Here is a 24,897-nt window from a genome sequence, read left to right as displayed (position 1 = left end):
GTGACAAACGTTTGGGAGAAGATCAAGGGAAACGACTTTGTCCGGCGCATGTTAGTGTTAGTGGGGATTATTGCCATTTTGTACTGGGTGCGGCCGATGATGAACTTGATCCTCTTTACTTTTATCTTTACTTTTTTGATCGTCAAGTGGGTGCGGCTGATCCAACGCTGCTTTACGAAAGTTCCGTCATGGATCATCGTCCTGTTGACTTATGTGGTGCTGATCATTTTGGTCTACTTAACGATTACCAGGTATCTGCCCGTTTTGGTGAATCAGATTACTAAAATTGTCAACAGTATGGTGAAATATTATCAGCACAACGGAGGGACGATCATCAAATACGTCCATCACTACGTCAGCAACGCGACCATCGTTAGTCAAACCCGCCATTGGATGGGAATTCTCGTGACGACGCTAACCAATGTTGGGGCCTTGACAGTGACGTTCTTTATGTCGCTGATCCTCAGCTTTTTCTACACCATCGAGTTGGAACAGATGAATAGTTTTTCGCGGCTCTTTTTGAAGAGCAAGCTGGCATGGCTGTTCAAGGATGTTCACTACTTTGGTAAGATTTTTGTCAATACCTTTGGGGTAGTTATCGAAGCCCAGTTCTTTATCGCTCTTTGCAATACGGCGATCACGACGATCTGTTTGATTTTTATGAAGATGCCGCAAATCTTTGCTCTGAGCATCATGGTCTTCGTCCTGAGTCTGATTCCGGTGGCTGGAGTGATTATTTCGCTCTTTCCTCTGTCGATGGTGGCCTTTACCGTCGGCGGTTGGCGGGATGTAATTTATATTCTGATCATGATCACCTGCATCCATATGCTGGAATCCTATGTACTGAATCCGAAGTTCATGTCGAGCCGGACCGAGCTGCCGATTTTCTACACCTTTGTCATCTTAGTTTTCAGTGAACATTTCTTTGGTGGCTGGGGCTTGATCGTTGGGGTGCCGATTTTTACCTTCTTCTTAGACGTGTTCGGTGTTCAGCGGGACCAGGTCAAGAAAGAATCCCCAAAAAAGACACCGAAAAAGGCAAATTAGTTCGGAATCTGCCTTTACATTCGGCAATATTAGCTATATCTTATTAGTAAGTTCTTGTTATAAGCTGATATAGACAACAAATCAATTTAATCGTTCGTGTTTTATGAAAGGATGAATCTGATGCCTACTGATATTGAAATCGCCGATGCTGCCAAGATGCTTCCAATTGAGCAGGTTGCTGCCAAACTCGGTCTTAAAGCTGATGAAATTGAACAATATGGCAAGTATAAAGCCAAGATTGATTTGCCAATCAAGGAGGCGCCAGCCAAGAAGCATAAGCTCGTCCTCGTGACGGCGATGAACCCGACGCCGGCGGGCGAAGGTAAGTCGACCGTGATGATCGGTCTTGCTGACGGGATGAACCAACTCGGCCACCAGACGACCATCGCAATGCGGGAACCGTCGATGGGACCGGTCTTTGGGATCAAGGGTGGTGCTGCTGGTGGCGGCTACTCCCAAGTAGTCCCGATGGAGGATATCAACCTGCACTTCACTGGTGACCTGCACGCTCTGACCAGTGCCAACAACACTTTGGCCGCTCTGATTGATAACTACGTCATGCGGGACAATGATTTGCAGCTAGATCCGGAACGGATTATTTGGCGGCGGGTTGAAGACGTCAATGACCGGGTGCTGCGTAATGTGGTGACCGGCTTGGGCGGCCGCACACAGGGAATCACCCGGCAGACTGGCTTTGACATTACCGCTGCTTCCGAACTGATGGCGATTCTGTGTCTGGCAGCAGATTTTGCCGATCTGAAGAAGCGGATCGGCCGGATCGTTGTGGGTTACAGCTACGCCAAGAAGCCGGTGACGGTTGAGGAACTCGGCTTTACCGACGCTATTGCCATCCTGTTAAAGGACGCGATCAAGCCTAACCTGGTCCAAACCCTTGATCATACCCCGACGATCATTCACGGGGGACCATTTGCCAACATTGCCCATGGTTGCAACTCCGTTCTGGCAACGAAAACGGCCCTGCAGCTGTCTGACTACGCGGTTACGGAAGCCGGCTTCGGTGCTGATCTCGGAGCCGAAAAATTCCTGGACATCAAGCGACGCGTCTTGGGGCAGGAACCGGATGCGGTTGTGCTCGTCGCCACGATTCGTTCCCTTAAGTACAATGGCGGGGTGGCACGTAAGGATCTGACCGAAGAAAACGTCCCGGCATTGAAGGCGGGCTTAGCCAACCTGGAACGTCACATCAAGAACATCCAGGGATACGGTTTGCCACTGGTTGTTGCCATCAACCACTTTGTCTCCGATTCAGAGGCGGAGATTAGGACCGTCGAAGAGACTTGCCAAAAGCTCGGCGTGAAGGTTTCTTTGGTTGACGCCTGGGCCAAGGGTGGCGAAGGCTGTCAGGACTTGGCGAAGGAAGTCGTCAAGTTGGCGGACCAGCATCACGAATTCAAGCCGCTTTACGATTACCAGGCATCGATTGCTGACAAGATCACGACGATTGCCACTAAGTACTACGGCGCCAAGCGGGTCGTCTTCTCCAAGAAGGCCCAGCGGCAGATGAAACGTTACCAGGACCTTGGCTGGGGGGCTTTGCCGGTCTGCATTGCCAAGACCCAGTACAGCTTCTCCGATGACCAGCATGTCCTGGGAGCACCAACGGACTTTGACTTCCATGTTCGGGAGCTGGTTCCGAAGATGGGGGCCGGCTTCATCGTGGCTCTCTCTGGATCCATGATGACCATGCCGGGCTTGGCCAAGCACCCGGCCGCTGTCGACATGAGCATCAGCGATGATGGGAAGACGATTCGGGGTCTGTTCTAAGACTGCCAACCTCAATCTTGCATATTAATAAAACGGTTGTCCATAAGGGCAACCGTTTTGTTTGTCTACAGTCTGTTAAACCCATATACGAGGATACCGCCGATCAGGAGGATTGCGGGAATCAAGAAGGCCTTGATAAAGAAAGCCGCTACCGCGATCACGGTCAGCCAGAAAAGAAGGATTACCGACAGCTTTAGTAATTTCCAAAGCAGCCAAATGACTGCCAGCGTAACTAACAAGCCGATCACGTTCCTCACCATCCTTTGAGCAATAGCATATCTTACCGGTTGGCTGAAGGCAAGTTAAATTACTCTTAAGACTGTCAAAACGAAAAAGCGAACAATAAAAGAAACGTTTCCTAAATAAGTTCGTAAATTGTCTTGCCACTAGAATGATGATTTGGTATGATGAAATCGTAAAAATCTCTGAGGAGGAACTAACATTGACTTGTCAAATTGCTGTCATCATGGGAAGTAAGTCCGATTGGCCGACGATGAAGGGCGCCTGCCAGATTCTGGATGAATTCGGCGTGCAGTACGAAAAACACGTCATCTCGGCTCACCGGATGCCTAACGAAATGTTCGACTTTGCTAAGAAGGCAAAGGAGCGGGGACTCAAAGTGATCATTGCTGGTGCCGGGATGGCGGCCCACTTACCAGGGATGACGGCGGCTAATACCGTTCTGCCCGTCATCGGGGTTCCTGGCCAGACCAAGGCCCTTGGTGGCTTAGACTCCCTCTTTTCGATCGTTCAGATGCCGACAGGGATTCCCGTTGCTACGACCGCAATCGGCAGTGCCGGGGCAAAGAATGCCGCTTTGCTGGCGCTTGAAATCCTCGGGACGAGTCAGCCGGACCTTCAAGATCAGCTTGAGAAGTATCGGCAACAGATGCATAATGATTCAGTAGAAAGCAGTGCTGACCTTGACTAAACAATATATTGAGCAGGGAAAGACCATCGGGATCATCGGTGGGGGCCAGCTCGGCCAGATGATGGCGCTGTCAGCCAAGTATGGTGGGATGAAGGTCATCGTGCTCGACCCGACGCCGCACTGTCCGGCGGGGCAAGTTACTGACGACCAGATCGTTGCTCCTTATGCCGACGTCAAGGCCATCGAAGAACTGGCCCGGCGGTCGGACGTTTTGACCTATGAGTTTGAAAACGTTGACTTGAAGGCCCTCGAGGACGTGGCAGACAAGGTTAGTGTGCCCCAAGGGACTCATCTCCTGTACACGACCAAGAACCGAATTCGGGAGAAGACCTTTCTGCGCGACCAGGCGGGGATGAAGACGGCCCCGTTCCGGGCGGTCAAGAGCCAAGCGGACCTGAAAAAAGCGATTGCCGACCTGGGCTATCCTTGTGTTCTCAAGACCTCAGAAGGTGGCTACGATGGCCACGGCCAGCTGGTTTTGCACAGTGATGCTGACTTAGCAAACCCAGAAGTTGCCAAGATCATTGACTTTGGCGACGACATTCTCGAAGGCTGGGTTGACTTCAAGCTCGAATGTTCGGTGATGGTGGCCCGCAACGCGGATGGCCAGGTTGCAGTTTTCCCGGTGAGTGAAAACATCCACTGGAATGAAATCTTGCACGAAAGCATCGTGCCAGCCCGGATCAGCGACCAGACTGCCCAGTTAGCCCAGGACGATGCCGTTAAAATTGCTCACGCGATTAATTTGCGGGGCATCCTGGGGGTTGAGATGTTCGTGACCGAAGATGGCGACATCTATATCAACGAACTGGCTCCGCGGCCGCACAACTCCGGCCATTACACGATCGAAGCCTGCAATTTCAGCCAGTTTGACGTGCATGACCGGGCAATTTGCAACTGGCCGCTGCCCAAGATCAAACTGCTGAGTCCGGTAGTGATGGTCAACGTTTTGGGCCAGCACGTGGCTGGCGCCCGGAAGCTCAGCCAGGAAAAGCCCAACTGGCACTTCCATGATTATGGTAAGGCCGAGGTGCGTCACAACCGGAAGATGGGTCACATCACGATTCTGACCGATGACGTCGACAAAACACTGCAAGAAATTGATGATACCAATGTATGGAGGGATAAACATTGATTGATCGCTATAGCCGCCCCAAAATGAGTAAGATTTGGTCCTTGGAAAACCAGTACCAGAGCTGGCTCAAGGTCGAAATTACCGCTGATGAAGCTTGGTGCAAGTTGGGCAAGATCCCGGCTGAAGATGTGGAAAAGATTCGGCAAAACGCAAAGTTTGACGTCGATGAAATTGCCCGGATCGAGGCCGTGACTCACCATGACATCATCGCCTTTACCCGTTGCGTTTCTGAGTCGCTGGGACCAGAAAAGAAGTGGGTTCACTACGGCCTGACCAGTACAGACGTAGTTGACACCGCTCAGGGTTACCGCCTTAAGCAGGCTAACGAAATCCTCCTCAAGGACATCGACGAGTTCATGAAGATCGTCGCTGATAAGGCTCGCAAGTACAAGTACACGGTGGAAATGGGCCGGACCCATGGGGTTCACGCCGAACCGACAACCTTTGGCCTTAAGCTGGCGCGCTGGTATTCTGAAATGAAGCGGAATCGGGAACGCTTTATCCACGCTGCTAAGGGTGTGGAAGCCGGCAAGATTTCCGGAGCGGTCGGCACCTTTGCGCAGGTTGACCCCCGCGTTGAAAAACTGGTTTGTCAATCACTGGGGCTGCGTGCTCAGGAAATTTCGAGCCAAGTGTTGCCGCGGGACCTCCATGCCGAATACATCGCGACGATCGGCCTGATCGCCACGAGTATGGAAGAATTCGCCACGGAAATTCGGAGCCTCCAGCGGACTGAAATCCACGAAGTTGAAGAACATTTTGCCAAGGGTCAGAAGGGTTCCTCAGCAATGCCACACAAGAAAAACCCGATTGGTTCCGAAAACATTTGTGGGTGTGCACGGGTGCTGCGTGGTCACATCGTTACCGCTTACGAAAACATCTCACTGTGGCACGAACGTGATATTTCCCACTCCAGTGCGGAACGGATTATCCTGCCGGATTCCACCATTCTGCTGGACTACATGCTCCATCGTTTTGGGCAGATTGTGAAGAACCTGGACGTCTTCCCAGAACGGATGATCCAGAACATGAATCTGACCCATGGCCTGATTTACTCCGGGCGGGTGCTCAACAAGCTGGTTGCTAGTGGCCTCAGCCGGGAAAAGGCTTACGACACGATCCAACCACTGACGGCTAAGTGCTGGGCCGAACACGTTCCGTTCCGGCCGTTGTTGGAGGCGGACCCCGTGATTTCCAAGCAGTTGAGTAAGGAAGACATCGACGACGCCTTTGATTACCACTGGCACTTGCGGCGGGTGGACTACATCTTCCACCGGGTTGGTTTGGACTAAAATTGAATAATTGACGGGCTGGTGAGCATGTTTCACCGGCCTTTTCTTATATATGGCTGGCCGGCTAAGGGAATTTTAAAAATGAGGAAGCGTTTCCATTGTGCTTTTAGAGTTCGGCAGGTAAAGTAGAGACATTAGCGATTGCCTGATTGATGAGGACTGAAAACTGATCGCAATTCCATTTCGAGGAGTGAAGATTTGATGTTTGAAGAAAAAATGCCCAAGGGCTTTCTCTGGGGTGGCGCCGTTGCTGCCCACCAATTGGAGGGAGCCTGGAATGTTGACGGTAAGGGACCGTCTGTTGCTGATGTGATGACGGTCGGTAGTGCTGATCAGCCGCGGGAGATTACGGACACGGTGGAGCCAGGCAAGATCTACCCGAACCACGACGCGATCGATTTCTATCACCACTATCCCGAAGACATTAAGATGATGGCTGAGATGGGCTTCAAGTGCTTCCGGACGTCGATTGCCTGGACGCGGATTTTCCCAAAGGGGGATGAAGCCGAACCAAACGAGAAGGGACTGGAATTTTATGACAAGCTCTTCGACTGTTGCCACAAGTACGGCATCGAACCGGTTATCACCCTGTCCCACTTCGAAATTCCTTTGCACCTGGTCCACCAGTATGGCGGCTGGCGTTCGCGGAAGATGATTGACTTCTTTACGAAGTTTGCGAAGGTTTGCTTCCAACGTTACCGTGACAAGGTGAAGTACTGGATGACCTTCAACGAAATCGATAACCAGAGCGATTTCAACAATCCTTTCCTGATGGCGACTAACTCGGGGCTGCTCTTCCGCAAGGGTGAAAACCGGGAAGCGGCGATGTACCAGGCAGCTCACTATGAAGTCGTTGCCAGTGCCCTGGCGGTCGAGATTGGTCACCAGATCAACCCTGATTTCCAGATCGGCTGCATGATCAACTACATGCCGATTTACCCGGCGACGGCCAAACCGGCCGACCAGCTGCTGGCCCAGGAGGCAGCTCAGCGGCGTTACTGGTTTAGTGACGTCCAGGCTAACGGTGAATACCCACGGGAAGTGGAGACTTACCTCCAGCGGAAAGGCTACCGTCAAGACATCACGACGGCTGACCGAATGATCCTGCGGGAAGGGACCGTCGATTATGTCGGCTTCAGCTACTACAGTTCGATGACAGTTTCTGCTGATAAAGTCGGGGTTGACGAACTGACGGACCTGCACAGCGCGGGCGTGCCGAACGACAACCTGCCGAAGACGGACTGGCACTGGGAAGTTGATCCCGAGGGCCTGCGTTACGGCTTGAACTGGCTGACTGACCGCTATCACAAGCCATTGTTCATCGTTGAAAATGGGATGGGCGCCTATGACAAGGTGACCGCCGATGGCAAGATCCACGATGATTACCGGATCGACTACCTGCGGCAGCACATCAGTGAGATGGAGAAGGCGGTCGTCCTTGATGGGGTTGACCTGATGGGCTATACCCCGTGGGGCTGCATTGACCTCGTTTCCGCCGGCACTGGTCAAATGGACAAGCGTTACGGCTTTATCTATGTTGATAAGAACGACAAGGGCGAAGGAAGCCTCAAGCGTTCCCGCAAGGATTCCTTCTACTGGTTCCAGCACGTGATTGAAAGCAACGGAGCTGACCTTGATTACGGCGTCAAATAGGCTAAAATCAATAATAGCTAAGAAGGGAGCATCACCCCGTCATCGCAACTGACAGCTTGGTGCTACCTCGACTTCCTGGCTCGCAGCGTTTGGGATAACCCAACGGTGGGGGCCATTTGTGTAATAGGCAATTGGATGTGCTTTAACGAGGGGCGGAGACAGTCCCTGGCATTTGAGAGGACGATCATGGATACAGAAAAGAACAACAATACGGCTGGCCTGCTAGTGGCAACGCCAATCATGGGTGCTGTCGTGGGCCTTAGCTCGGGACTGCTCAGTAAATGGCTGGACCTGGTGGAATCCTTTTTCCTGCATTTTCGCGAGAACGACCTGATGCCGGTGGCAACGGGAACTTCGGCGCAACGGCGCTTGCTGGCTGTCACGATCGGGGCAATTATTGCTGCCGTCATTTGGTTTTGGATGCAGCGGCATTACCGGCCCGTGAAGTTAAAAAAAGCAGTTGCCGGGCAGATGATGCCCTTTTGCCAAACCATCCTGCACGTTCTGACCCAGATTTTTTACGTCGGTACAGGCGGCTCAATCGGACGCGAATTGGCTCCGCGGGAGGCCGGAGCAATGCTTGCTCAGCACTGGGAGCAACTAGTGGATCGCCATCCCCACTGGCGGCTGAGTGGCGATGACCGCCGGCTGCTGGTAGCGGCTGCGGCCGGGGCAGGTTTTGCTGGGGTCTACATTGCTCCGATCACGGGGGCGATGTTTTGCCTGGAGATCCTCTATCAAAAAGTTTCAAAGCGGGCGGTGGCCGTCAGTTTCACCATGTCGGCGATTGCAACCCTTGTTGGTGGGCTTTTTAAGGGCTGGCAGCCATACTATTACATCAGCCAAGATGCCAAGTTTTTTCCCCACCAAATCTTGCCGCTACTGATCCTGCTGGCACCATTACTGGGAATTAGCGGGACCCTGTTCCGCCAAGCCCTGCAGCAGGTGAGCGCACGCAGGGCAGTGGACTGGCACGTGCTCATTCAGCTGCCACTGGTGGGGCTCTTGACCGGCCTGGTGGCCACCTTCTTTCCCCAGATTGCCGGCAATGGCCGGGGAGTTGCCCAGTTGGCGATGAATACCAGCCATGTTTCCCGGCTGACGATTGCCCTCCTGCTCTTCGGTTTCTTGGCCAAGCTGGTGGTGACACTGCTGACGATTAAGGGAGGAGCTTATGGCGGGGTGCTGACTCCTTCGATTGCGCTCGGCAGTACCGCCGGGGTTTTACTGGGGATGCTCTATGGTTTGGTCGTCCCGGGGGTCAATCTGACCCAGTGTGCACTGGTTGGGGCGGTCGCCTTCTTGGCGGCTTCACAGCAGGCTCCGCTGATGGCCCTCTTTATGCTCTTTGAGGTCTGCCACCTGGACTTTTCAGCCCTCTTGCCTTTTTGCATCGCTGCAGGCTTGTCGATTGCGACTAGCCGGTGGTTGTTAAGCCGACTAGATAAATAAGATAAGAATAGCGGAAGTGATCTTCCGCTATTTTTTTAACTTTTCTATTTGGAAAAAGCGAACATTAATTCTGATTGAACGTTTTACTTGTTAAATGTCAGCAAAATCGTAACTCCTTTTGCCAAATATCCAATAATAGTTCGGATTTGTTCTTGCAAAAAATTGACCGACCTGTTATTCTGAAACTGTAAATTTACGAACTTATATGGCGAACATTTATGTTAAAGTTCGGATTATACCAAAAGGAGTTTCATCATGGACAAGTTACTTTACACTGGCAAGGCAAAAAAGATGTATCAGACTGACGATCCCGAAGTGCTGAAGGTGGTTTATACCAACCAGGCGACTGCTTTAAACGGTAAGAAGCACGACCAGATCAAGGACAAGGGTGAACTCAACAACGAAATTTCGACGCTGATCTTCCAATACTTGATGAAGAAGGGAATTCCGACCCACTTTATCAAGAAATTGAACGACACCGAAGAACTGGTTAAGAAGTGCCAGATGTTCCCACTGGAAGTTGTCACACGTAACGTTTGTGCCGGCCACTTTGCTTCCCGCTACGGTCTTAAGGAAGGCGCCCCGCTTGCTCAACCGGTGGAAGAAATGTTCTACAAGTCCGATGAACTGGGCGACCCGATGATCAACACCTCTGACATCCTGGCCTTGCAGATTGCCAGTCAGGCAGAAGTTGACAAGATTTGGGACATGACCCGCCAAGTCAACAGCTTGTTAAAACCGCTTTTTGCCGACGCTGGGATGCGGTTGGTTGACTTCAAACTGGAATTCGGCAAGCTGAGCGATGGCTCAATCGTCCTGGCCGATGAATTCAGTCCAGACAACTGCCGGCTGTGGGATATCAAGACTAATGCCCACATGGACAAGGATGTTTACCGTCGGGGCCTCGGCAGTTTGACTGACACTTACGAAAAAGTGCTGTCCCGGGTTCAGGAAGCACTGGCAGAGGAGGACTAATTATGAAGACCGTTCGCATTTACGTGACCTACAAACCCTCAGTTTTTGATCCCCAGGGCGCATCGATCCAGGATGCGATTCACACCCTCGGCCACAATGAAGTTCAAAAAGTGACGGTCGGCAAGTTCTTTGACGTCACCTTTGACGAAACGACGACGTCATTAGAGACGGCCGTCAAGGACATCGCTGAGAAATTGCTGGTGAACTTTAACATGGAAACCTACAAGTACGAAGTGCTGGAGGCTGACAAATAATGAAGATTGCGGTAATTGTTTTTCCTGGTTCCAACTGTGACGTCGACATTTATGAGGCACTGCACTCGGTCTGTGGCGCCCAGGTTGAATACGTCAGTCACAAAGCGACCAGTTTGACCGGCTTTGACGCAGTAATGCTGCCGGGGGGCTTTTCTTACGGCGATTACCTACGTTGTGGTGCGATCGCTCGTTTTGCCAACATCATTCCGGCAATCAAGAAGATGGCTTCGGAAGGCAAGCTGGTTTTTGGGACCTGCAATGGCTTCCAGATTTTGACGGAAATGGGACTTCTGCCCGGCGCACTGAAGCAAAACGACAGCATGCAATTTGTTTGCAAGCCGGTCAGCTTAACGGTAGAAAATAACCGGACTCCCTTTACCAGCCGCTACCAGCAAAATGTTGAAATTACCCTGCCAATTGCCCATGGTGACGGGAGTTTTTATGCTGATTCGGCGACGATCGACAAGCTGGAACAAAATCACCAGGTGGTCTTTCGCTACGCTCACGAAAATCCGAACGGCAGCTTGAACGATATCGCTGGGATTTGCAATGAGCGCGGTAACGTCCTCGGAATGATGCCACACCCTGAGCGGGCGGTGGAAGAAATTCTGGGCGGCACGGACGGCCTGCCCCTCTTCAAGTCACTTTTGGACCACGGCACGGTAAAAGCGGAGGCATAACATGAAGCAAGCAATGACACCAGAAGAAATCAAGGAAAAGAAGCCCTATATCGACTGGAGCCTGACGGAACACGAATACAACTACATTGCCGACAAACTCCTGCACCGGTTGCCAAATTACACCGAAACCGGTCTTTTCTCAGCGATGTGGAGTGAACATTGTTCGTACAAGAAATCGAAGCCGGTGCTCCGTCTCTTCCCGAACAAGGGCAAGCGGATCCTGCAGGGTCCAGGGGAAGGCGCCGGAGTTGTTGACATCGATGACGGCCAAGCTGTCGTCTTCAAAGCCGAAAGCCACAACCACCCGACGACGGTGGAACCTTACCAGGGCGCTGCTACTGGTGTCGGTGGCATCTTGCGGGACATCTTTAGCATGGGGGCTCGGCCGATTGCGTCACTGGATTCCCTGCACTTTGGTGAAATCGCCCACGACGCCACAATGCGTTACAAGGCGGAACAAACCGTCAAGGGGGTTGGTGACTACGGCAACTGTATGGGGATCCCGACGATTGGCGGGGAAACTACCTTTGACCCTTGCTACCAGGGCAACATTCTGCTGAACGCCTTTAACCTTGGCATCATGGACCAGAAAAACATGGAACGCGGCCAGGCCAGCGGGGTCGGCAACGCGGTGATGTACGTCGGTGCCAAAACCGGGCGTGACGGCATTCACGGTGCCACTTTCGCTTCTAAGGATTTCTCTAAGGAACACGCTACCCAGCGTTCGGCTGTCCAAGTGGGCGACCCCTTCATGGAAAAGCTGCTGATGGAAGCTTGCTTGGAGATTATTGAAGAGCATCCCGAATGGCTGGTCGGTATTCAAGATATGGGGGCGGCCGGTATCGTGTCCTCGAGTGCCGAAATGGCTTCGGAAGGTAAGTCCGGGATGGACCTCAACCTCGACCTTGTTCCGCAACGGGAACCGAACATGTCAGCCTACGAAATTATGCTGTCGGAATCCCAGGAACGGATGCTCCTCTGTGTTAAGAAGGGCCACGAAGATGACGTTAAGAAAGTCTTTGATTACTATGACCTCGAAGTAGTGACGATTGGCCGGATCACGGACGACGGAATGTATGTTCTGCACCATGACGGACAAGTTGTCTGCAACATCCCGGTCCACACCTTGGTCGACGATGTGCTAGAAGAACCAAGTGAGGAACGGGAACCAGCACGGCTGCAACAAGCGCGCCAAGCTCCAGCCTGGGTGCCAGAAGTTGCTAATGCCGGTGCCATGCTCAAGCAAATGTTGCAACAACCGACGATTGCCTCTGATCGCTACTTCACCCAACAATACGATTCCCAAGTCCGGACCAGCACGGTAGTCGGTCCTGGTTCGGATGCCGGTGTCCTGCGGGTACGTGGCACCAAGAAGGGGATTGCGATGACCAATGACGGTAACGGTCGCTTCGTTTACCTCGATCCTTACATCGGTGGGGCCCGGGCAATGGCCGAAGCAGCTGCTAATATCGTGGCCTGCGGGGCTGAACCGCTGGCAATCACTGACTGCCTGAATTACGGGGACCCTAACGACCCCGAAATTTTCTACGAATTGCACCACTCCGTCATGGGAATGGCTGATGCCTGCAAGGAATTTGAGACGCCTGTCGTCTCCGGTAATGTTTCCCTCTACAACGAAAATGATGATAAGGCCATTCACCCGACGCCGATGGTCGGCATGGTTGGTCTGGTACACGACATCAATCACGTTATCCCGATGAAGGCACAGCAGGCCGGCAACGTTGTCTTTCTGCTCGGCCAGACCGGGGATGACTTCGCTGGTTCTGAACTGCAGAAGATGCTGCAGGGTGACATCAGCGGAGCACTGGCACCGTTGAACCTTAAGGATGTTCACCAGCACCTGAAAAAGTTGCTGAAGCTCGAACAAGACGGGCTGGTCCAGAGTACACACGACCTGAGCGAAGGGGGCCTGGGTGTTGCCTTAGCCGAAACCCTCTTCCACACAGAACTGGGGATGAAACTGGATCTCGCGGACCTGACCGCTGCCCAGCTCTTCAGTGAATCGCCTGATCGCTTTGTGATCACCGTCAAGGCTGAACACGCGGTTGAGGTTCAGCAGGCTCTCGGCGACTACGCCAAGCAGGTTGGCACGGTCACCGCTGATCACCGCCTGCAAGCGCAGATGCGTGGCCAATACCTGAACGAGAACGTCGCAACCTTGGAAAAAGTTTATGAGGAGGCTTTGCCATGCCTTATGAAGTCAAAAGCTTAAACGAAGAATGTGGCGTCTTTGGCGTCTTCGGCAGTCCCCATGCTAGTCAGCTGGTTTACCTGGGCTTGCACAACTTACAACATCGGGGCCAGGAAGGGGCCGGGATCGTCTCTTCCGATGGCAAGCAGATGTACCAGCACCGGGACCGGGGGCTCTTGTCCAAGGCCTTTGCCAACCCGAAGGACCTGCAACGTCTGGTAGGCGATTATGCCATCGGTCACGTACGTTACAGTACGACGGGGCAGAATTCGATCCAGAACGTGCAACCCTTCCTTTTCCACTTCTATGATGGCGACATCGCTCTCGCTCACAATGGCAACTTGGTGAACGGGACGACTCTGCGTCGGCGTCTGGAAAAGAACGGGGCGGTCTTTCAAAGCACGACCGATACGGAAGTGCTGATTCACCTGATTCGTGAAAAAATTCAGAAGGGCTTTATGACGGCCTTGAAGGAATCGCTGAATGAAGTTCACGGCGGTTTCGCTTTCCTGATGTTGCAAAAGGACCGGATGATTGCGGCCCTCGACCCGAACGGGATTCGGCCTCTTTGTATCGGTCAATTGGATGATGGCGGTTATGTCATCGCTAGTGAGACCTGTGCCTTGGATATCGTCCACGCCAAATTTATCCGCGACGTCCAACCAGGTGAATTGATCATCGTTGATCGCGACGGTCTACACATCGACCACTACACGACTCACACTCAACTGGCAATTTGCTCGATGGAATACATCTACTTTGCGCGACCAGATTCCGTGATCCACGGGGTCACCGTCCACAACGCTCGGAAGCGGATGGGCCGTTTGCTGGCCCGGGAACAGCCAGCTGATGTTGACATGGTTGTGCCGGTTCCTAATTCGGCGCTGTCGGCCGCGTCCGGCTACGCTGAAGAGCTCGGCGTGCCTAACGAAATGGGCCTGGTTAAGAACCAGTACGTTGCCCGGACCTTTATCCAACCGAACCAAGCTCTACGGGTAGAAGGGGTGCGTCGTAAGCTCTCCGCTGTTCGCGGAGTGGTTGCTGGCAAGCGGGTCGCCGTCGTCGACGATTCGATCGTGCGGGGGACGACTTCCAAGCAGATTATCAAGATGCTCTACGATGCAGGGGCGAAGGAAGTTCACATGCGGATTGCCAGCCCGACTTTCCGCTTCCCGTGCTTTTACGGGATCGACGTTTCAACGCGTCACGAGTTAATTGCCGCTCATTATTCGGTCAGCGCGATGCGGGAAATTCTGGGGTGTGACAGTCTCGGTTTTCTCAGCGTTGATGGCTTGATCAAGGCGATTGACGTTCCGGACGCCGGGGATGCACCCTTTGGTGGCTTGACCGTTGCCTACTTTAACGGTCAATACCCGACGCCGCTGGAAGATTATGAGGCTGGCTACCTGGCTTCGCTGAACGAACAAGAAAAGATTGCGCGAAAGGAACGGTTGGAGAAGAAATGAATCGTTATGCACAAGCGGGGGTCGACGTCAATGCCGGCTACAAACTCGTTCAGAAAATCAAGAGTGATGTTGCCTCAACTAAGCGCCAGGGCGTAATGGGTGGCATTGGTAGTTTCGGTGGTATGTTTGATCTCGGAATGTTACACGTGAAACACCCGGTTCTCGTTTCCGGGACTGATGGAGTGGGGACCAAGCTGCTGATTGCCCAGAAAATGGGAAAGCACGATACGGTCGGCATCGACTGTGTAGCGATGTGTGTCAACGACCTACTTGCCCAGGGGGCCGAACCGCTCTTCTTCCTGGATTACATTGCTTGTGGTCACAATGATCCGAACCGATTAGCCAGCGTTGTCCACGGTGTAGCAGCTGGCTGCAAACAGGCCGGCGCGGCTCTTATCGGCGGGGAAACCGCGGAGATGCCCGACATGTACGGTCAGGAGGAGTACGATTTAGCCGGTTACGCGACGGGAGTCGTGGAGCGTGATGATGTCTTGACGGCGGCTTTGCCCCAAGCTGGCGACGTCTTGATTGGCCTGCCGTCCAGTGGGGTTCACTCTAACGGTTTCACTCTGGTTCGGCAAATCCTTTTCAAGGACCATGATGTTCAACTGACGGCTAAACCCGCGGAACTCGGTGGGCAGACCGTCGGAGAAGCCATCCTGGCTCCCACCCGGATCTACATTCCGGCAGTCTTGCCATTGGTTCAGGATCATCTCCTGCACGGGATCAGCCACATCACCGGCGGCGGCTTGATCGAAAACCTACCGCGAATGTTTGGCGATTCCCTCCAGGCCGTCATTGATTCTGCTGCTTGGCCGACACTGCCAATTTTTAAGTACCTGATTCAGTTGGGTAATCTCAAGCCGGCTGATTACTGGGGTACTTTTAACATGGGGCTGGGGATGATCCTCGCGGTAGCACCAGAAAAAGTTGAAGCGGTTGAGAAGAAGCTGGCGGCCGCAGACGAAAAGTTCTATGAAGTGGGCCGGCTGCAGGCACGGCCAAAAGATGCCGACAAGATTGTAATTAAGTGAGGTTAATTAAAATGAGAGTGGCAATTCTGGCCTCAGGCAATGGGACTAATTTTGAAGCTTTGACCAACCACTTCCAGTCAGGCGATATTCCTGGCGAGGAAGTGCTGTTATTTTGTAATCATCCGGATGCTCCGGTGATCAAACGCGCCCAGCGATTGGGCGTTCCGTACGAGGCCTTTACGGTCAAGGAATGCGGCGGTAAGGAAAAGTACGAGCAGCGCTTATTAAAATTGCTGCAGCAATACCGGGTGGACATCATCGCCTTGGCTGGCTACTTGCGAGTTGTCGGACCGACAATCCTGAATGCTTACCCGAACGCGATTTTGAATCTGCATCCGGCATTGTTGCCGGCTTATCCAGGCCTGAATTCGATCCAGCGAGCCTTTGATGACTACCAGCAGGGCAAGATTAAGGAGACGGGAGTTACCGTCCACTATATCGATGCCCACCTGGATCACGGCCCGATCATTGCCCAAAAGGCGGTCCCAATCAAAGCCGACGATACGGAAGCCAGTCTCGAAAGCCGGGTTCATGATACGGAACATACCTTATTCCCGGCCGCCCTGAAAAAAGTAATTTTAGAACGCATGAATCAGCAATAGGAGGATATCCATGAAACGTGCAATTGTTAGCGTTAGTGATAAAAGTAACCTGGTGCCCTTTGTCAAGGGGCTAGTCGATGCCGGATACGAAATCGTGTCCACTGGCGGGACCAAGAAGGTCTTGGATGATGCTGGTATCCAGACGATCGGGATTGAAGAAGTGACTCACTTCCCTGAAATTCTGGATGGTCGGGTCAAGACGCTGAATCCTTACGTCCATGGCGGCTTACTGGCCCGGCGTGACAATCCTGAGCACATGGCCACTCTAAAGGAACATCACATTACGCCGATCGACCTGGTCTGCGTCAATCTGTACCCATTCAAAGAAACGATTTCTCAACCGGACGTCAAGCTGGCTGATGCCATTGAGAATATCGACATCGGTGGCCCTAGCATGTTGCGCGCTGCTGCCAAGAACTACCAGGACGTCACGGTGGTTACTGACCAGGCGGACTACCAGGAAGTTCTGGCGGAGATCAAGGCCAACGGCGGTACCACAACTCTGGCAACCCGGGCTAAGCTCGCTGCCAAGGTCTTCCGGACCACGGCGGCTTATGACGCCCTGATCAGCCAGTACCTGACTAAGCAGGTTGGTAATGAGGATCCGGAAAAGCTGACGCTGACTTATGATCTCAAGGAAACGATGCGTTACGGGGAGAATCCGCACCAGAAAGCCTGGCTTTACGAAGACGCGATGCCAAAGACCTTCTCCATTTTGGAAGCCAAACAATTGCACGGTAAGAAACTTTCCTACAACAACATTAAGGATGCCGACGAAGCAATCCGCTGTGTTCGTGAATTCCAAGAGGAACCAACTGTCGTTGCCATGAAGCACATGAATCCGTGCGGGATTGGCCGCGGTGATAGTCTGGAAGAAGCCTGGGATCGGGCTTACAAGGCAGATTCGGTTTCGATCTTCGGTGGGGTAATTGCCCTAAACCAGAAGGTCGACCTGGCGACGGCAGAGAAAATGCACAAGATCTTCCTGGAAATCGTGATTGCCCCCGGCTACGATGACGATGCCTATGCCGTGCTGGCGAAGAAGAAGAACATTCGGCTGTTGCAAGTCGACTTCAGCCATGAGAACGAACCGACCCGGCGCGAAGTCGTTTCCGTCATGGGCGGGATGCTGACCCAGGAACAGGATACGCTGACTGAAGACTACCACGACTGGAAGTGTGTCACCGAGACGAAGCCGACCGAAGAGCAGCTGAAGTCCCTGATGTTTGCCTGGAAAGCCGTTAAGCACACCAAGTCAAACGCCATCGTGGTCGCTAACGATGAGCGGACGCTGGGCGTCGGTGCTGGTCAGCCAAACCGGATCGATTCCCTGAAGATCGCTGTCAAGCACGCCGGCGATGCTCTGGATGACAAATCGGTCTTGGCTTCAGACGCCTTCTTCCCGTTTGGCGACAGCCTGGAGTTTGCCGGCCAGCACGGTATTAAGGCCGTGGTTGAACCGGGCGGCTCTATCCGGGATCAGGAGACGATTGATATGGCTAATAAGTACGGCGTGGCCGTGGTCTTCACCGGTCATCGCCACTTCCGTCACTAGTTTTGAGGGGAAGGGTTACTGATGAAGGATAATTTAACTTTGCTGGTCATTGGTGAAGGCGGTCGTGAATTTGCCATTGCCAAAAAATTAAAGCAGAGTCCGCACGTGGCCAACGTCTATTGCGCACCCGGTAACGTGGGAATGCTGACGGCTGGGGTGACGCCAGTTAATATCGCTGAAATGGATTTGAACGGCTTGCTGCAGTTTGCGATCGAACACCACGTCGATTGGACTTTTGTCGGTCCGGAAAACGTCCTCTGTGCCGGCATCGTGGACAAGTTCCAAGCGGCGGGGCAAAAGATTGTCGGCCCCAACAAACGAGCTGCCCAACTAGAAGGATCGAAAGACTACGCTCTACGCTTTATGAGCCGCTATCACGTGCCAACGGCGAAGCACGAAACCTTTACCGATGTTGACAGCGCCGTCAAAGGGCTGGATGATTTCGACTACCCGGTCGTCTTGAAAGAAAATGGTCTGGCCGGTGGAAAGGGTGTTTCGATCGTGCCAGATCGGGACACGGCAGTAGAGACGCTTCACGAAATGTTTGCTGGCCCGCAGACGGCGGTTGTCCTGGAAGAATGCCTGGTGGGTCCGGAATACTCCCTGTTCTGCGTGATTGCGGATGACCAGTACCGGATTTTGCCGATGGCTCAGGACCACAAGCGGGCCTATGATGGCGACAAGGGGCCAAATACCGGGGGCATGGGTTCCTATTGCCCCCTGCCGCAGCTGAGCCAGGCAGACCGGCAAGCAATGGTCAAGGAGGTCGTCGAACCAACTGTTAAGGGTTTGGTTGACGGCGGCTACCACTACCATGGGGTTCTCTACATCGGTTTGATGATGACCGCTGATGGTCCCAAAGTGATTGAATATAACGTTCGCTTAGGTGATCCGGAGACGCAGGTTATCCTTCCGCGGTTGGCAACGGATTTTGCTGAGCTGATGCAGGCAGTCGTTGATGACCAGCCACTGCCGGAGATTCAAGAAAATGACCGGGCCGTACTCGGCGTTGTTTTGGCGGCGAAGGGCTATCCGACCCATCCGGCTTACTACCCGGCTCTAGGGAAACTGCCAGACGCTGACGGGATCACTATTGATTACGCCAACGTGACCGGTCGTCTCGATGACCTCTATGGCGCGGGCGGCCGGCTGGCAATGATTATCGCGGAAGCCGCAGACCTGAAGACGGCTCAACAACGGGTGTATGACTATCTGGATCAGTTGCACGAGCCGGACTGCTTCTACCGCCACGACATTGGTGCCCGGGCACTGAAGTAACCATTGATAAAAATCTGCAGTGGGGCGAATTCAGCCTAACTGCGGATTTTTTAATTGCGTTGGGAATGTTGGAACAATCTCGGCAATGCTATTGGCTTTTATCCTTACTTGAATTAAAATAAATGAGTGTGTAACAATTATTTTTAAGAAGAAAGAGGCTAGATTTCATGGCAAAACTTGTACTGATTCGTCACGGTCAAAGCGAATGGAACCTGTCCAACCAGTTTACTGGCTGGGTCGATGTTGATCTGAGTGAAAAGGGTGTTGCACAGGCAAAGGCTGCTGGGAAGGCTATCAAGGAACACGGTCTGCAGTTCGACTACGCCTACACTTCAGTGCTGAAGCGGGCCATCAAGACCCTCCACTACGCTCTGGACGAATGTGACCAACTTTGGATTCCTGAATTCAAGACTTGGCGCCTGAACGAACGTCACTATGGTGCTCTCCAGGGTCTGAACAAGAAGAAGACCGCTGAAAAGTACGGGGATGAACAAGTGCACATTTGGCGTCGTTCATACGATGTTCTGCCACCGCTGCTGAAGGCCACTGACGAAGGCTCAGCTGCTAAGGATCGTCGTTATGCTAACCTGGACCCGCGGACTATTCCTGGTGGTGAAAACCTCAAGGTAACTCTGGAACGGGTTATCCCGCTCTGGCAGGACGAAATTGCGCCGAAACTGTTGGACGGCAAGAACGTCATCATCGCTGCCCACGGTAACTCCCTGCGTGCTTTGAGCAAGTACATCGAAAACATCTCTGACGATGACATCATGAACTTGGAAATGGCTACCGGCCAACCAGTTGTTTATGACTTCGATGACAAGCTCAATGTTCTGAAGAAGGAAAAGTACGACATTGACTAATCATGTCATCTAGAAAAGGGACTGTGATAACAGTCCTTCCCGACTAAAAGACCCATCCGGCTTTTCGTGAGAATTGCCGAATGGGTCTTTTTGAATTATTGACGTTTTGTTAGTAGATCAGTCAACAGAACTGGAACGCTGCTTTTCGCGACCGTGGATGGTTTTGACCCAACCATGCTGGCCGCGAATTTTTTTGTAAAAGGCGATGATGATCGCCGGGTAGAGCAGGTAGTTATAGATGCCAAGAAAGATGATCACAAGTAAGCTGAATAACCAGTTAAGATCAGCACTTTGCCGGTAATCGGCCACGATGATGTTGTTGATAATGCAATTGAGCAAAAATAGACTGATCACGACTGGGTAGCAGTCCTGAATGTTAACGAAGACGTAAAGCAGTACCAGTAGGTTTGCCAGACCGGAGAGGAGGGTAATGAAGGGGATGAACATGTAGAAGGTCATTTCCAGCTTGGCAAGGCGGCTGATCCGAGTGCTTTTCAGGATCCATGGCCAATAGCTGAAGAGACAGTCGAGACCGCCCTGGGTCCAGCGAGCCCGTTGACGGATAAAGGGAAAGATCCGCTTGATAGCTTCCTGGTAGACGATGATGTTACTAGCGTAATAGGTTTTTTGACCACGAAGCAGGAAGCGGGTGCTGAATTCGAAATCTTCTAGCAGGGCGTTGCCCCATGGTTCAGCAGAATTGATGTCGGCCACCCGGATGAACTGGCCGTTGCCGGATGCAGCCGCGTTATGAAGCCGGTTGCGGGTGTTTTGGATCCAGTCATTGATGACGTGAAATTCAATGTCCTGGAAGAGCTGTAGCCAGTTGTGGATTGTGATCATGCCCACCCGGGTTTGCAGGAGTGAGACCTGCGGGTGGTTGGCAAAATTGGCGAGGACTTGTTCGTAGCCGTGTTTTGACATATAAGCATCGGCGTCCAGGATTCCGACGATGGTGTGATTCCGATCGTGACCGCTCATTTTGGCGGGATCGATTAAGCGGCGGTAGGCCCAATTTAGGGCGCTGCCCTTACCCTGCTGGGCGTGTGGCTGACGCCGACTGAGCACCTGAACGCGATTTTGGCAGTTATACTTGGCGATGGCCTGCTGGGCAGCACGAGCCGTTCCGTCGGTTGACGCATCATCGATAATGGCCATTGAGATCATCGGCAGTTCGGCAGTACTTTTGATGGAGCGGCTGATTGTTTGGCCGATGACACCAACTTCATTCATCGCCGGGACGACGATGATGAGCCGAAACTTGTCTGAAAAATGATATTGCTCGTCAGAACTGTGACTCTTTTGCCCAAAGAGGAGCAAGCAGATGACCCAAAAGGTGTAGACGAGCATCCCGACGAGCGAGATGGTGAATGCAACGTGGTTGATGGTTGAACACCGCCTTTGCTGAAAATGAATGGATTGAGAAAACTAGTCTTTTAGTGGTCTTGATGCTGGGAGAGTGGCAACAAATACTGTGGTGCTGCTTTGAGTGGAGTACCAATCCTGATACCGGTTTTGGGGTTCAGCGACGCGTGGATGCGCGTGGTACTGAGGCCGCCGGTCAGGGTTAAGGCCAGCAGGGCAATGATGATAGCAACTTGGCATAGGCGTTTCATTATGCTTTCCTCCCGTTGAGATAATTCTTTAAGATCGTGACGATTCTCTCGGCGGCATGGCCGTCACCATACGGATTTTGGGCACGGGCCATTGTAGCGTACTGTTGCTGGTCGTCGAGGAGCGTGGTGAGCGCTTTTTTGATCGTGGCCGGGTCGGTACCGACCAACTTGAGGGTGCCGGCCGCGACCCCCTCGGGACGTTCGGTTGTATCACGCAAGACGAGGACTGGTTTATGCAGCGATGGGGCTTCTTCCTGAATCCCGCCAGAGTCAGTGAGGATAAGGTAGCTTTTGGCTGTTAAGTTGTGAAAGTCGATCACGTCGAGGGGCGCAGTTAGGTGTGCCTGAGGAACGTCGGCAAAGATTTCGCGCGCGATATGTTGGACCTGTTGACTGAGATGGACAGGAAAGATCATCTCTACATCATCACGGGAGAGCAGTATTTCCTTGATTGCTTGCAAGGCTTTGCGCATCGGGACTCCTTGATTTTCGCGCCGGTGCATGGTGACCAGGAGCAGTTTCTTGGCGGGATCGATTTGGTCCAGGACAGAGCTGTGATAGTCTGGATAGACGGTGTGCCGAAGGGCGTCGATGGCGGTGTTGCCCGTTACGTAGATGTGTTCAGCGTGATGGTGCTCCTGGAGCAGGTTTTGCCGGGCCCTTTCGGTCGGTGCAAAGTAGAGGCTGCTGATGACGTCCGTGACTTGCCGGTTGATCTCCTCGGGATAAGGATCATAGCGGGAGTATGTGCGCAGGCCGGCTTCAACGTGGCCGACGGGAATTTTTTGGTAAAAAGCAGCAATTGTGGCGGCCAGCGTCGTCGTGGTATCGCCGTGAACGAGGGTTACTGCCGGTCGGCTCTCTTTGATAATCGGCGCCAGTTTAGTTAAGGCGCCGACTGTAATGTTGGTAAGCGTTTGGTTTTTCTTCATTAGATGGAGATTATAGTCCGGTCGGATGTGGAAAGCGGCTAGGGCGGTAGCTAACATCTCCTTGTGCTGCCCTGTGACGACCACAATCGGTTTTAGTGCCAGGTCCGCCTCGAGGGCCTTGATGATTGGGGCCATTTTAATGGCTTCGGGCCTCGTGCCAAAAATTGTCATGATACGTTGCATTTTGCAATACCTCCTTTACTCCTCATTCTGTGGGCGAGAATAATCGGCTAGATCGGTATCTGGCTGCACTACCCATGCTTGTTGGGATTAATGATCAAGTACGGCCCGACTTGATAGGATGATAAATTAATATGCTATTTCAATGGATGAAATTAACTACCACTTTGCCCAGACTGATAAAATCTTGTTTCGCAAACGATCTAAATAAAATATTTAGTTTAGAATCATTACATAAAAATAATAGTAAAAGCAGCTGGCCGTTTGTAGAATCTGATTACTAAAGCCAGTATAATTGCCATTATTTAGAAATTCAACCGCAGGCGGGAATGGGACTAGAACTAGCTGATCATTTGATGGAAAAAGGCTATTTTCCTGATTTTTTAAATTTGAAGAATCCGTGAAGAATGCCGTAAATTGGGACTTTTCTTTGTGCTTCGGGGCAATTATGCTATGATAGCGATAATGTAAATTTATATAGAAAGTTGGCATATTGATGAAGAAAAAGAAACACTTATCGATTAAGCAGTTCTTCAATGACCTGAAAGACAACGTCAAGAGCCAGTACAGTAGTTCTATTTGGCCGGTTGCCGGTGGTTTCTTGCTGATGCTCGCCTTGTCAGTGCTGTTTTTCTTGGGATTGTCGCGGATCTCGATGACGATGATGATGTATGGGATGGCGTCACCACTGGCAATCTTGCTTGCACTGCTTGAAGTGATCATTTTAGCCGTCTTGCTGGTGGCACTGGAGTTCTTCGTAGGCTTCTTTGCTACGAGCAGCAGTTATGCTTATCTCGATGCGCTACGCCATCCAGGGATGCGGGTCAACGCGAGTGCGATTTGGACTTACTTCAAACACGTCCGGAAAAATCAGTTGTGGCGTCTGGCCTTGTACAACGGCCTGTTTATCTTCCTGTGGCAGTTACCACTGTCAATCATTAGCCGCTTTACAGGTCAATGGCGGTGGCTGGCAATTATTCTGATGATTGCTAACGATCTGGTTGTGCTGTGGAAGACGATCGAATACAGTCAGTCGGCCTTTCTCTACCGCGATCGTCAGGCATCCTTCCTTGGCCAATCGATGCGGCATGCATTGACGGCGAGCCGGCGCTACATGGGTGGCCGGAAGGCTAACTACATTGAAGTGATGGTGACGATGGTCGGAATCCCGCTACTGGTTATTGACGCCGTCTTCGGCGGGATTGCCTTCTATGGCAACTATATTGGCACTTACTGGTTGATGTGGACTGGGATTGTCCTGGGCGTGATTGCTGTTCTGGCTTACTTGCCAGTTGTTTTGATGGCCCTTGCCCAGTTCTATCACCAGACTTACGTTAACGATGAGCTGGACACTGACTTCAACAACACCTTTAAGCCAGTAGAACAATTGGACGGGACAGCTTACCTTAATGACTGGACGGCAACTAGTGCAGTTAAGTCAGCGGATGATAGCCATGAGAATCAAAAGAAGTAAATAGCATTCTACATATGGAAAGGGACAGCTCAGCGGGGCTGTCTCTTTTAGTATCTGAGAAAATAGCTTGCATTTAGGTAAACCAAAATTGGCGGCGCAGAATTTATTCCGAGAAAAAACTTCAAAAAAGTTTGATTTTGGTGTTGACTTTCGCTTGTCTTCCCGGTATAGTTAGTAACCGTTGACGCCGCTAAGGCTTGTCACTTCGGACAGGACAGAGGTTGTCGACTTTCAGCTTCAATTCGAATTCAAAATTAATTAAAATTAGTTCTTGACTTCGCTTGATCAAGCTGATATGATATTAAGTGTTGTCGCTCAGGGCGACAGCCAAGGTAGACCTTTGAAAACTGAACAAAGTTTCGACAAACACAAATGTGCAGGGTCCTTAATCATTGATTAAGACAAAAACATTTGCGAAGTCAATTCGCTTAATACTTTTAAATTAGAGCTATTTCAAAAGCTCATATTCATAATATGAGAG

22 protein-coding genes are annotated in these 24,897 nt (G+C 52.0%); 19 read left to right on the top strand and 3 right to left on the bottom strand.

Going from position 1 to position 24,897, the window contains the following annotated elements; all coding sequences use genetic code 11:
* The gene (locus QOR82_RS03535; RefSeq protein WP_408612913.1) at positions 1–1,047 is read left to right on the top strand and encodes an AI-2E family transporter; all 1,047 of its coding nucleotides are present in this window, start codon (positions 1–3) and stop codon (positions 1,045–1,047) included.
* A 120-nt stretch (positions 1,048–1,167) separates the two neighbouring features.
* A complete protein-coding gene (locus tag QOR82_RS03530; RefSeq protein ID WP_283583389.1) occupies positions 1,168–2,832 on the top strand; it encodes a formate--tetrahydrofolate ligase in 1,665 nt (554 codons plus the stop codon).
* Between the two features lie 65 nt (positions 2,833–2,897).
* On the opposite strand, the gene QOR82_RS03525 is transcribed toward QOR82_RS03530, so the two are convergent.
* Complete coding sequence (locus QOR82_RS03525) at positions 2,898–3,080, bottom strand: hypothetical protein (RefSeq protein ID WP_283583388.1); 183 nt, start codon at positions 3,078–3,080, stop codon at positions 2,898–2,900.
* A gap of 194 nt (positions 3,081–3,274) precedes the next feature.
* Here QOR82_RS03525 and purE point away from each other — a divergent pair, with 194 nt between their 5' ends.
* The 15 genes from purE (at position 3,275) to QOR82_RS03450 (ending at position 20,214) form a co-directional block, all read left to right on the top strand.
* Positions 3,275–3,763, top strand: a complete 489-nt coding sequence (gene purE / locus QOR82_RS03520) for a 5-(carboxyamino)imidazole ribonucleotide mutase (RefSeq protein ID WP_408612912.1) — start codon at positions 3,275–3,277, stop codon at positions 3,761–3,763.
* Positions 3,756–4,898 carry a 5-(carboxyamino)imidazole ribonucleotide synthase gene (purK, locus tag QOR82_RS03515; RefSeq protein ID WP_283583387.1) on the top strand — a complete coding sequence of 381 codons (1,143 nt, stop codon included), beginning with the start codon at positions 3,756–3,758 and terminating at the stop codon, positions 4,896–4,898. Before purE ends, purK begins: the two co-directional genes overlap by 8 nt.
* A complete protein-coding gene (gene purB, locus QOR82_RS03510) occupies positions 4,895–6,190 on the top strand; it encodes an adenylosuccinate lyase (RefSeq protein WP_283583386.1) in 1,296 nt (431 codons plus the stop codon). Before purK ends, purB begins: the two co-directional genes overlap by 4 nt.
* A gap of 201 nt (positions 6,191–6,391) precedes the next feature.
* The gene (locus QOR82_RS03505; RefSeq protein WP_283583385.1) at positions 6,392–7,843 is read left to right on the top strand and encodes a 6-phospho-beta-glucosidase; all 1,452 of its coding nucleotides are present in this window, start codon (positions 6,392–6,394) and stop codon (positions 7,841–7,843) included.
* 186 nt (positions 7,844–8,029) lie between these two features.
* Positions 8,030–9,295 (top strand): chloride channel protein, encoded by a 1,266-nt coding sequence (locus QOR82_RS03500; protein ID WP_283583384.1) that lies wholly within the window; start codon positions 8,030–8,032, stop codon positions 9,293–9,295.
* A 255-nt stretch (positions 9,296–9,550) separates the two neighbouring features.
* Entirely contained in the window at positions 9,551–10,270 is a 720-nt protein-coding gene (gene purC / locus QOR82_RS03495; RefSeq protein WP_283583383.1) for a phosphoribosylaminoimidazolesuccinocarboxamide synthase, read from the top strand.
* Positions 10,271–10,272: 2 nt separating this feature from the next.
* A complete protein-coding gene (gene purS, locus QOR82_RS03490) occupies positions 10,273–10,524 on the top strand; it encodes a phosphoribosylformylglycinamidine synthase subunit PurS (RefSeq protein WP_283583382.1) in 252 nt (83 codons plus the stop codon).
* Positions 10,524–11,204 carry a phosphoribosylformylglycinamidine synthase subunit PurQ gene (purQ, locus tag QOR82_RS03485; RefSeq protein ID WP_283583381.1) on the top strand — a complete coding sequence of 227 codons (681 nt, stop codon included), beginning with the start codon at positions 10,524–10,526 and terminating at the stop codon, positions 11,202–11,204. Before purS ends, purQ begins: the two co-directional genes overlap by 1 nt.
* A 1-nt stretch (position 11,205) precedes the next feature.
* Positions 11,206–13,437 (top strand): phosphoribosylformylglycinamidine synthase subunit PurL, encoded by a 2,232-nt coding sequence (purL, locus tag QOR82_RS03480; RefSeq protein ID WP_283583380.1) that lies wholly within the window; start codon positions 11,206–11,208, stop codon positions 13,435–13,437.
* Entirely contained in the window at positions 13,413–14,882 is a 1,470-nt protein-coding gene (gene purF / locus QOR82_RS03475) for an amidophosphoribosyltransferase (RefSeq protein WP_283583379.1), read from the top strand. Before purL ends, purF begins: the two co-directional genes overlap by 25 nt.
* Positions 14,879–15,916 (top strand): phosphoribosylformylglycinamidine cyclo-ligase, encoded by a 1,038-nt coding sequence (purM, locus tag QOR82_RS03470; protein ID WP_283583378.1) that lies wholly within the window; start codon positions 14,879–14,881, stop codon positions 15,914–15,916. The genes purF and purM overlap by 4 nt, the downstream gene beginning before the upstream one ends.
* A gap of 11 nt (positions 15,917–15,927) precedes the next feature.
* On the top strand, positions 15,928–16,518 hold the full coding sequence (purN, locus tag QOR82_RS03465) for a phosphoribosylglycinamide formyltransferase (protein WP_283583377.1): 591 nt from the start codon (positions 15,928–15,930) through the stop codon (positions 16,516–16,518).
* Between the two features lie 10 nt (positions 16,519–16,528).
* On the top strand, positions 16,529–18,073 hold the full coding sequence (purH, locus tag QOR82_RS03460) for a bifunctional phosphoribosylaminoimidazolecarboxamide formyltransferase/IMP cyclohydrolase (protein WP_283583376.1): 1,545 nt from the start codon (positions 16,529–16,531) through the stop codon (positions 18,071–18,073).
* 21 nt (positions 18,074–18,094) lie between these two features.
* Positions 18,095–19,351 (top strand): phosphoribosylamine--glycine ligase, encoded by a 1,257-nt coding sequence (gene purD, locus QOR82_RS03455; RefSeq protein ID WP_283583375.1) that lies wholly within the window; start codon positions 18,095–18,097, stop codon positions 19,349–19,351.
* A gap of 167 nt (positions 19,352–19,518) precedes the next feature.
* Positions 19,519–20,214, top strand: coding sequence for a 2,3-diphosphoglycerate-dependent phosphoglycerate mutase (locus QOR82_RS03450; protein WP_283583374.1), 696 nt, complete (start codon positions 19,519–19,521; stop codon positions 20,212–20,214).
* Positions 20,215–20,331: 117 nt separating this feature from the next.
* Here QOR82_RS03450 and QOR82_RS03445 read toward each other — a convergent pair whose 3' ends face one another.
* Positions 20,332–21,564 carry a glycosyltransferase family 2 protein gene (locus tag QOR82_RS03445; RefSeq protein WP_283583373.1) on the bottom strand — a complete coding sequence of 411 codons (1,233 nt, stop codon included), beginning with the start codon at positions 21,562–21,564 and terminating at the stop codon, positions 20,332–20,334.
* Between the two features lie 38 nt (positions 21,565–21,602).
* Here QOR82_RS03445 and QOR82_RS03440 point away from each other — a divergent pair, with 38 nt between their 5' ends.
* Entirely contained in the window at positions 21,603–21,785 is a 183-nt protein-coding gene (locus tag QOR82_RS03440; RefSeq protein WP_283583372.1) for a hypothetical protein, read from the top strand.
* Between the two features lie 44 nt (positions 21,786–21,829).
* Here the strand turns inward: QOR82_RS03440 and wecB are convergent, their stop codons facing one another.
* On the bottom strand, positions 21,830–22,945 hold the full coding sequence (wecB, locus tag QOR82_RS03435; RefSeq protein ID WP_283583371.1) for a non-hydrolyzing UDP-N-acetylglucosamine 2-epimerase: 1,116 nt from the start codon (positions 22,943–22,945) through the stop codon (positions 21,830–21,832).
* A 493-nt stretch (positions 22,946–23,438) separates the two neighbouring features.
* Here wecB and QOR82_RS03430 point away from each other — a divergent pair, with 493 nt between their 5' ends.
* Positions 23,439–24,416 carry a hypothetical protein gene (locus QOR82_RS03430; RefSeq protein ID WP_283583370.1) on the top strand — a complete coding sequence of 326 codons (978 nt, stop codon included), beginning with the start codon at positions 23,439–23,441 and terminating at the stop codon, positions 24,414–24,416.
* Positions 24,417–24,897 lie beyond the last annotated feature (481 nt).

Origin of the sequence: Limosilactobacillus difficilis (assembly GCF_947387495.1) — a bacterium.
Classification (GTDB): Bacteria; Bacillota; Bacilli; order Lactobacillales; family Lactobacillaceae; genus Limosilactobacillus; species Limosilactobacillus difficilis.
The sequence above is the reverse complement of the archived record's forward strand: the minus strand, read 5'-3'. Positions and strand labels throughout refer to the sequence as shown.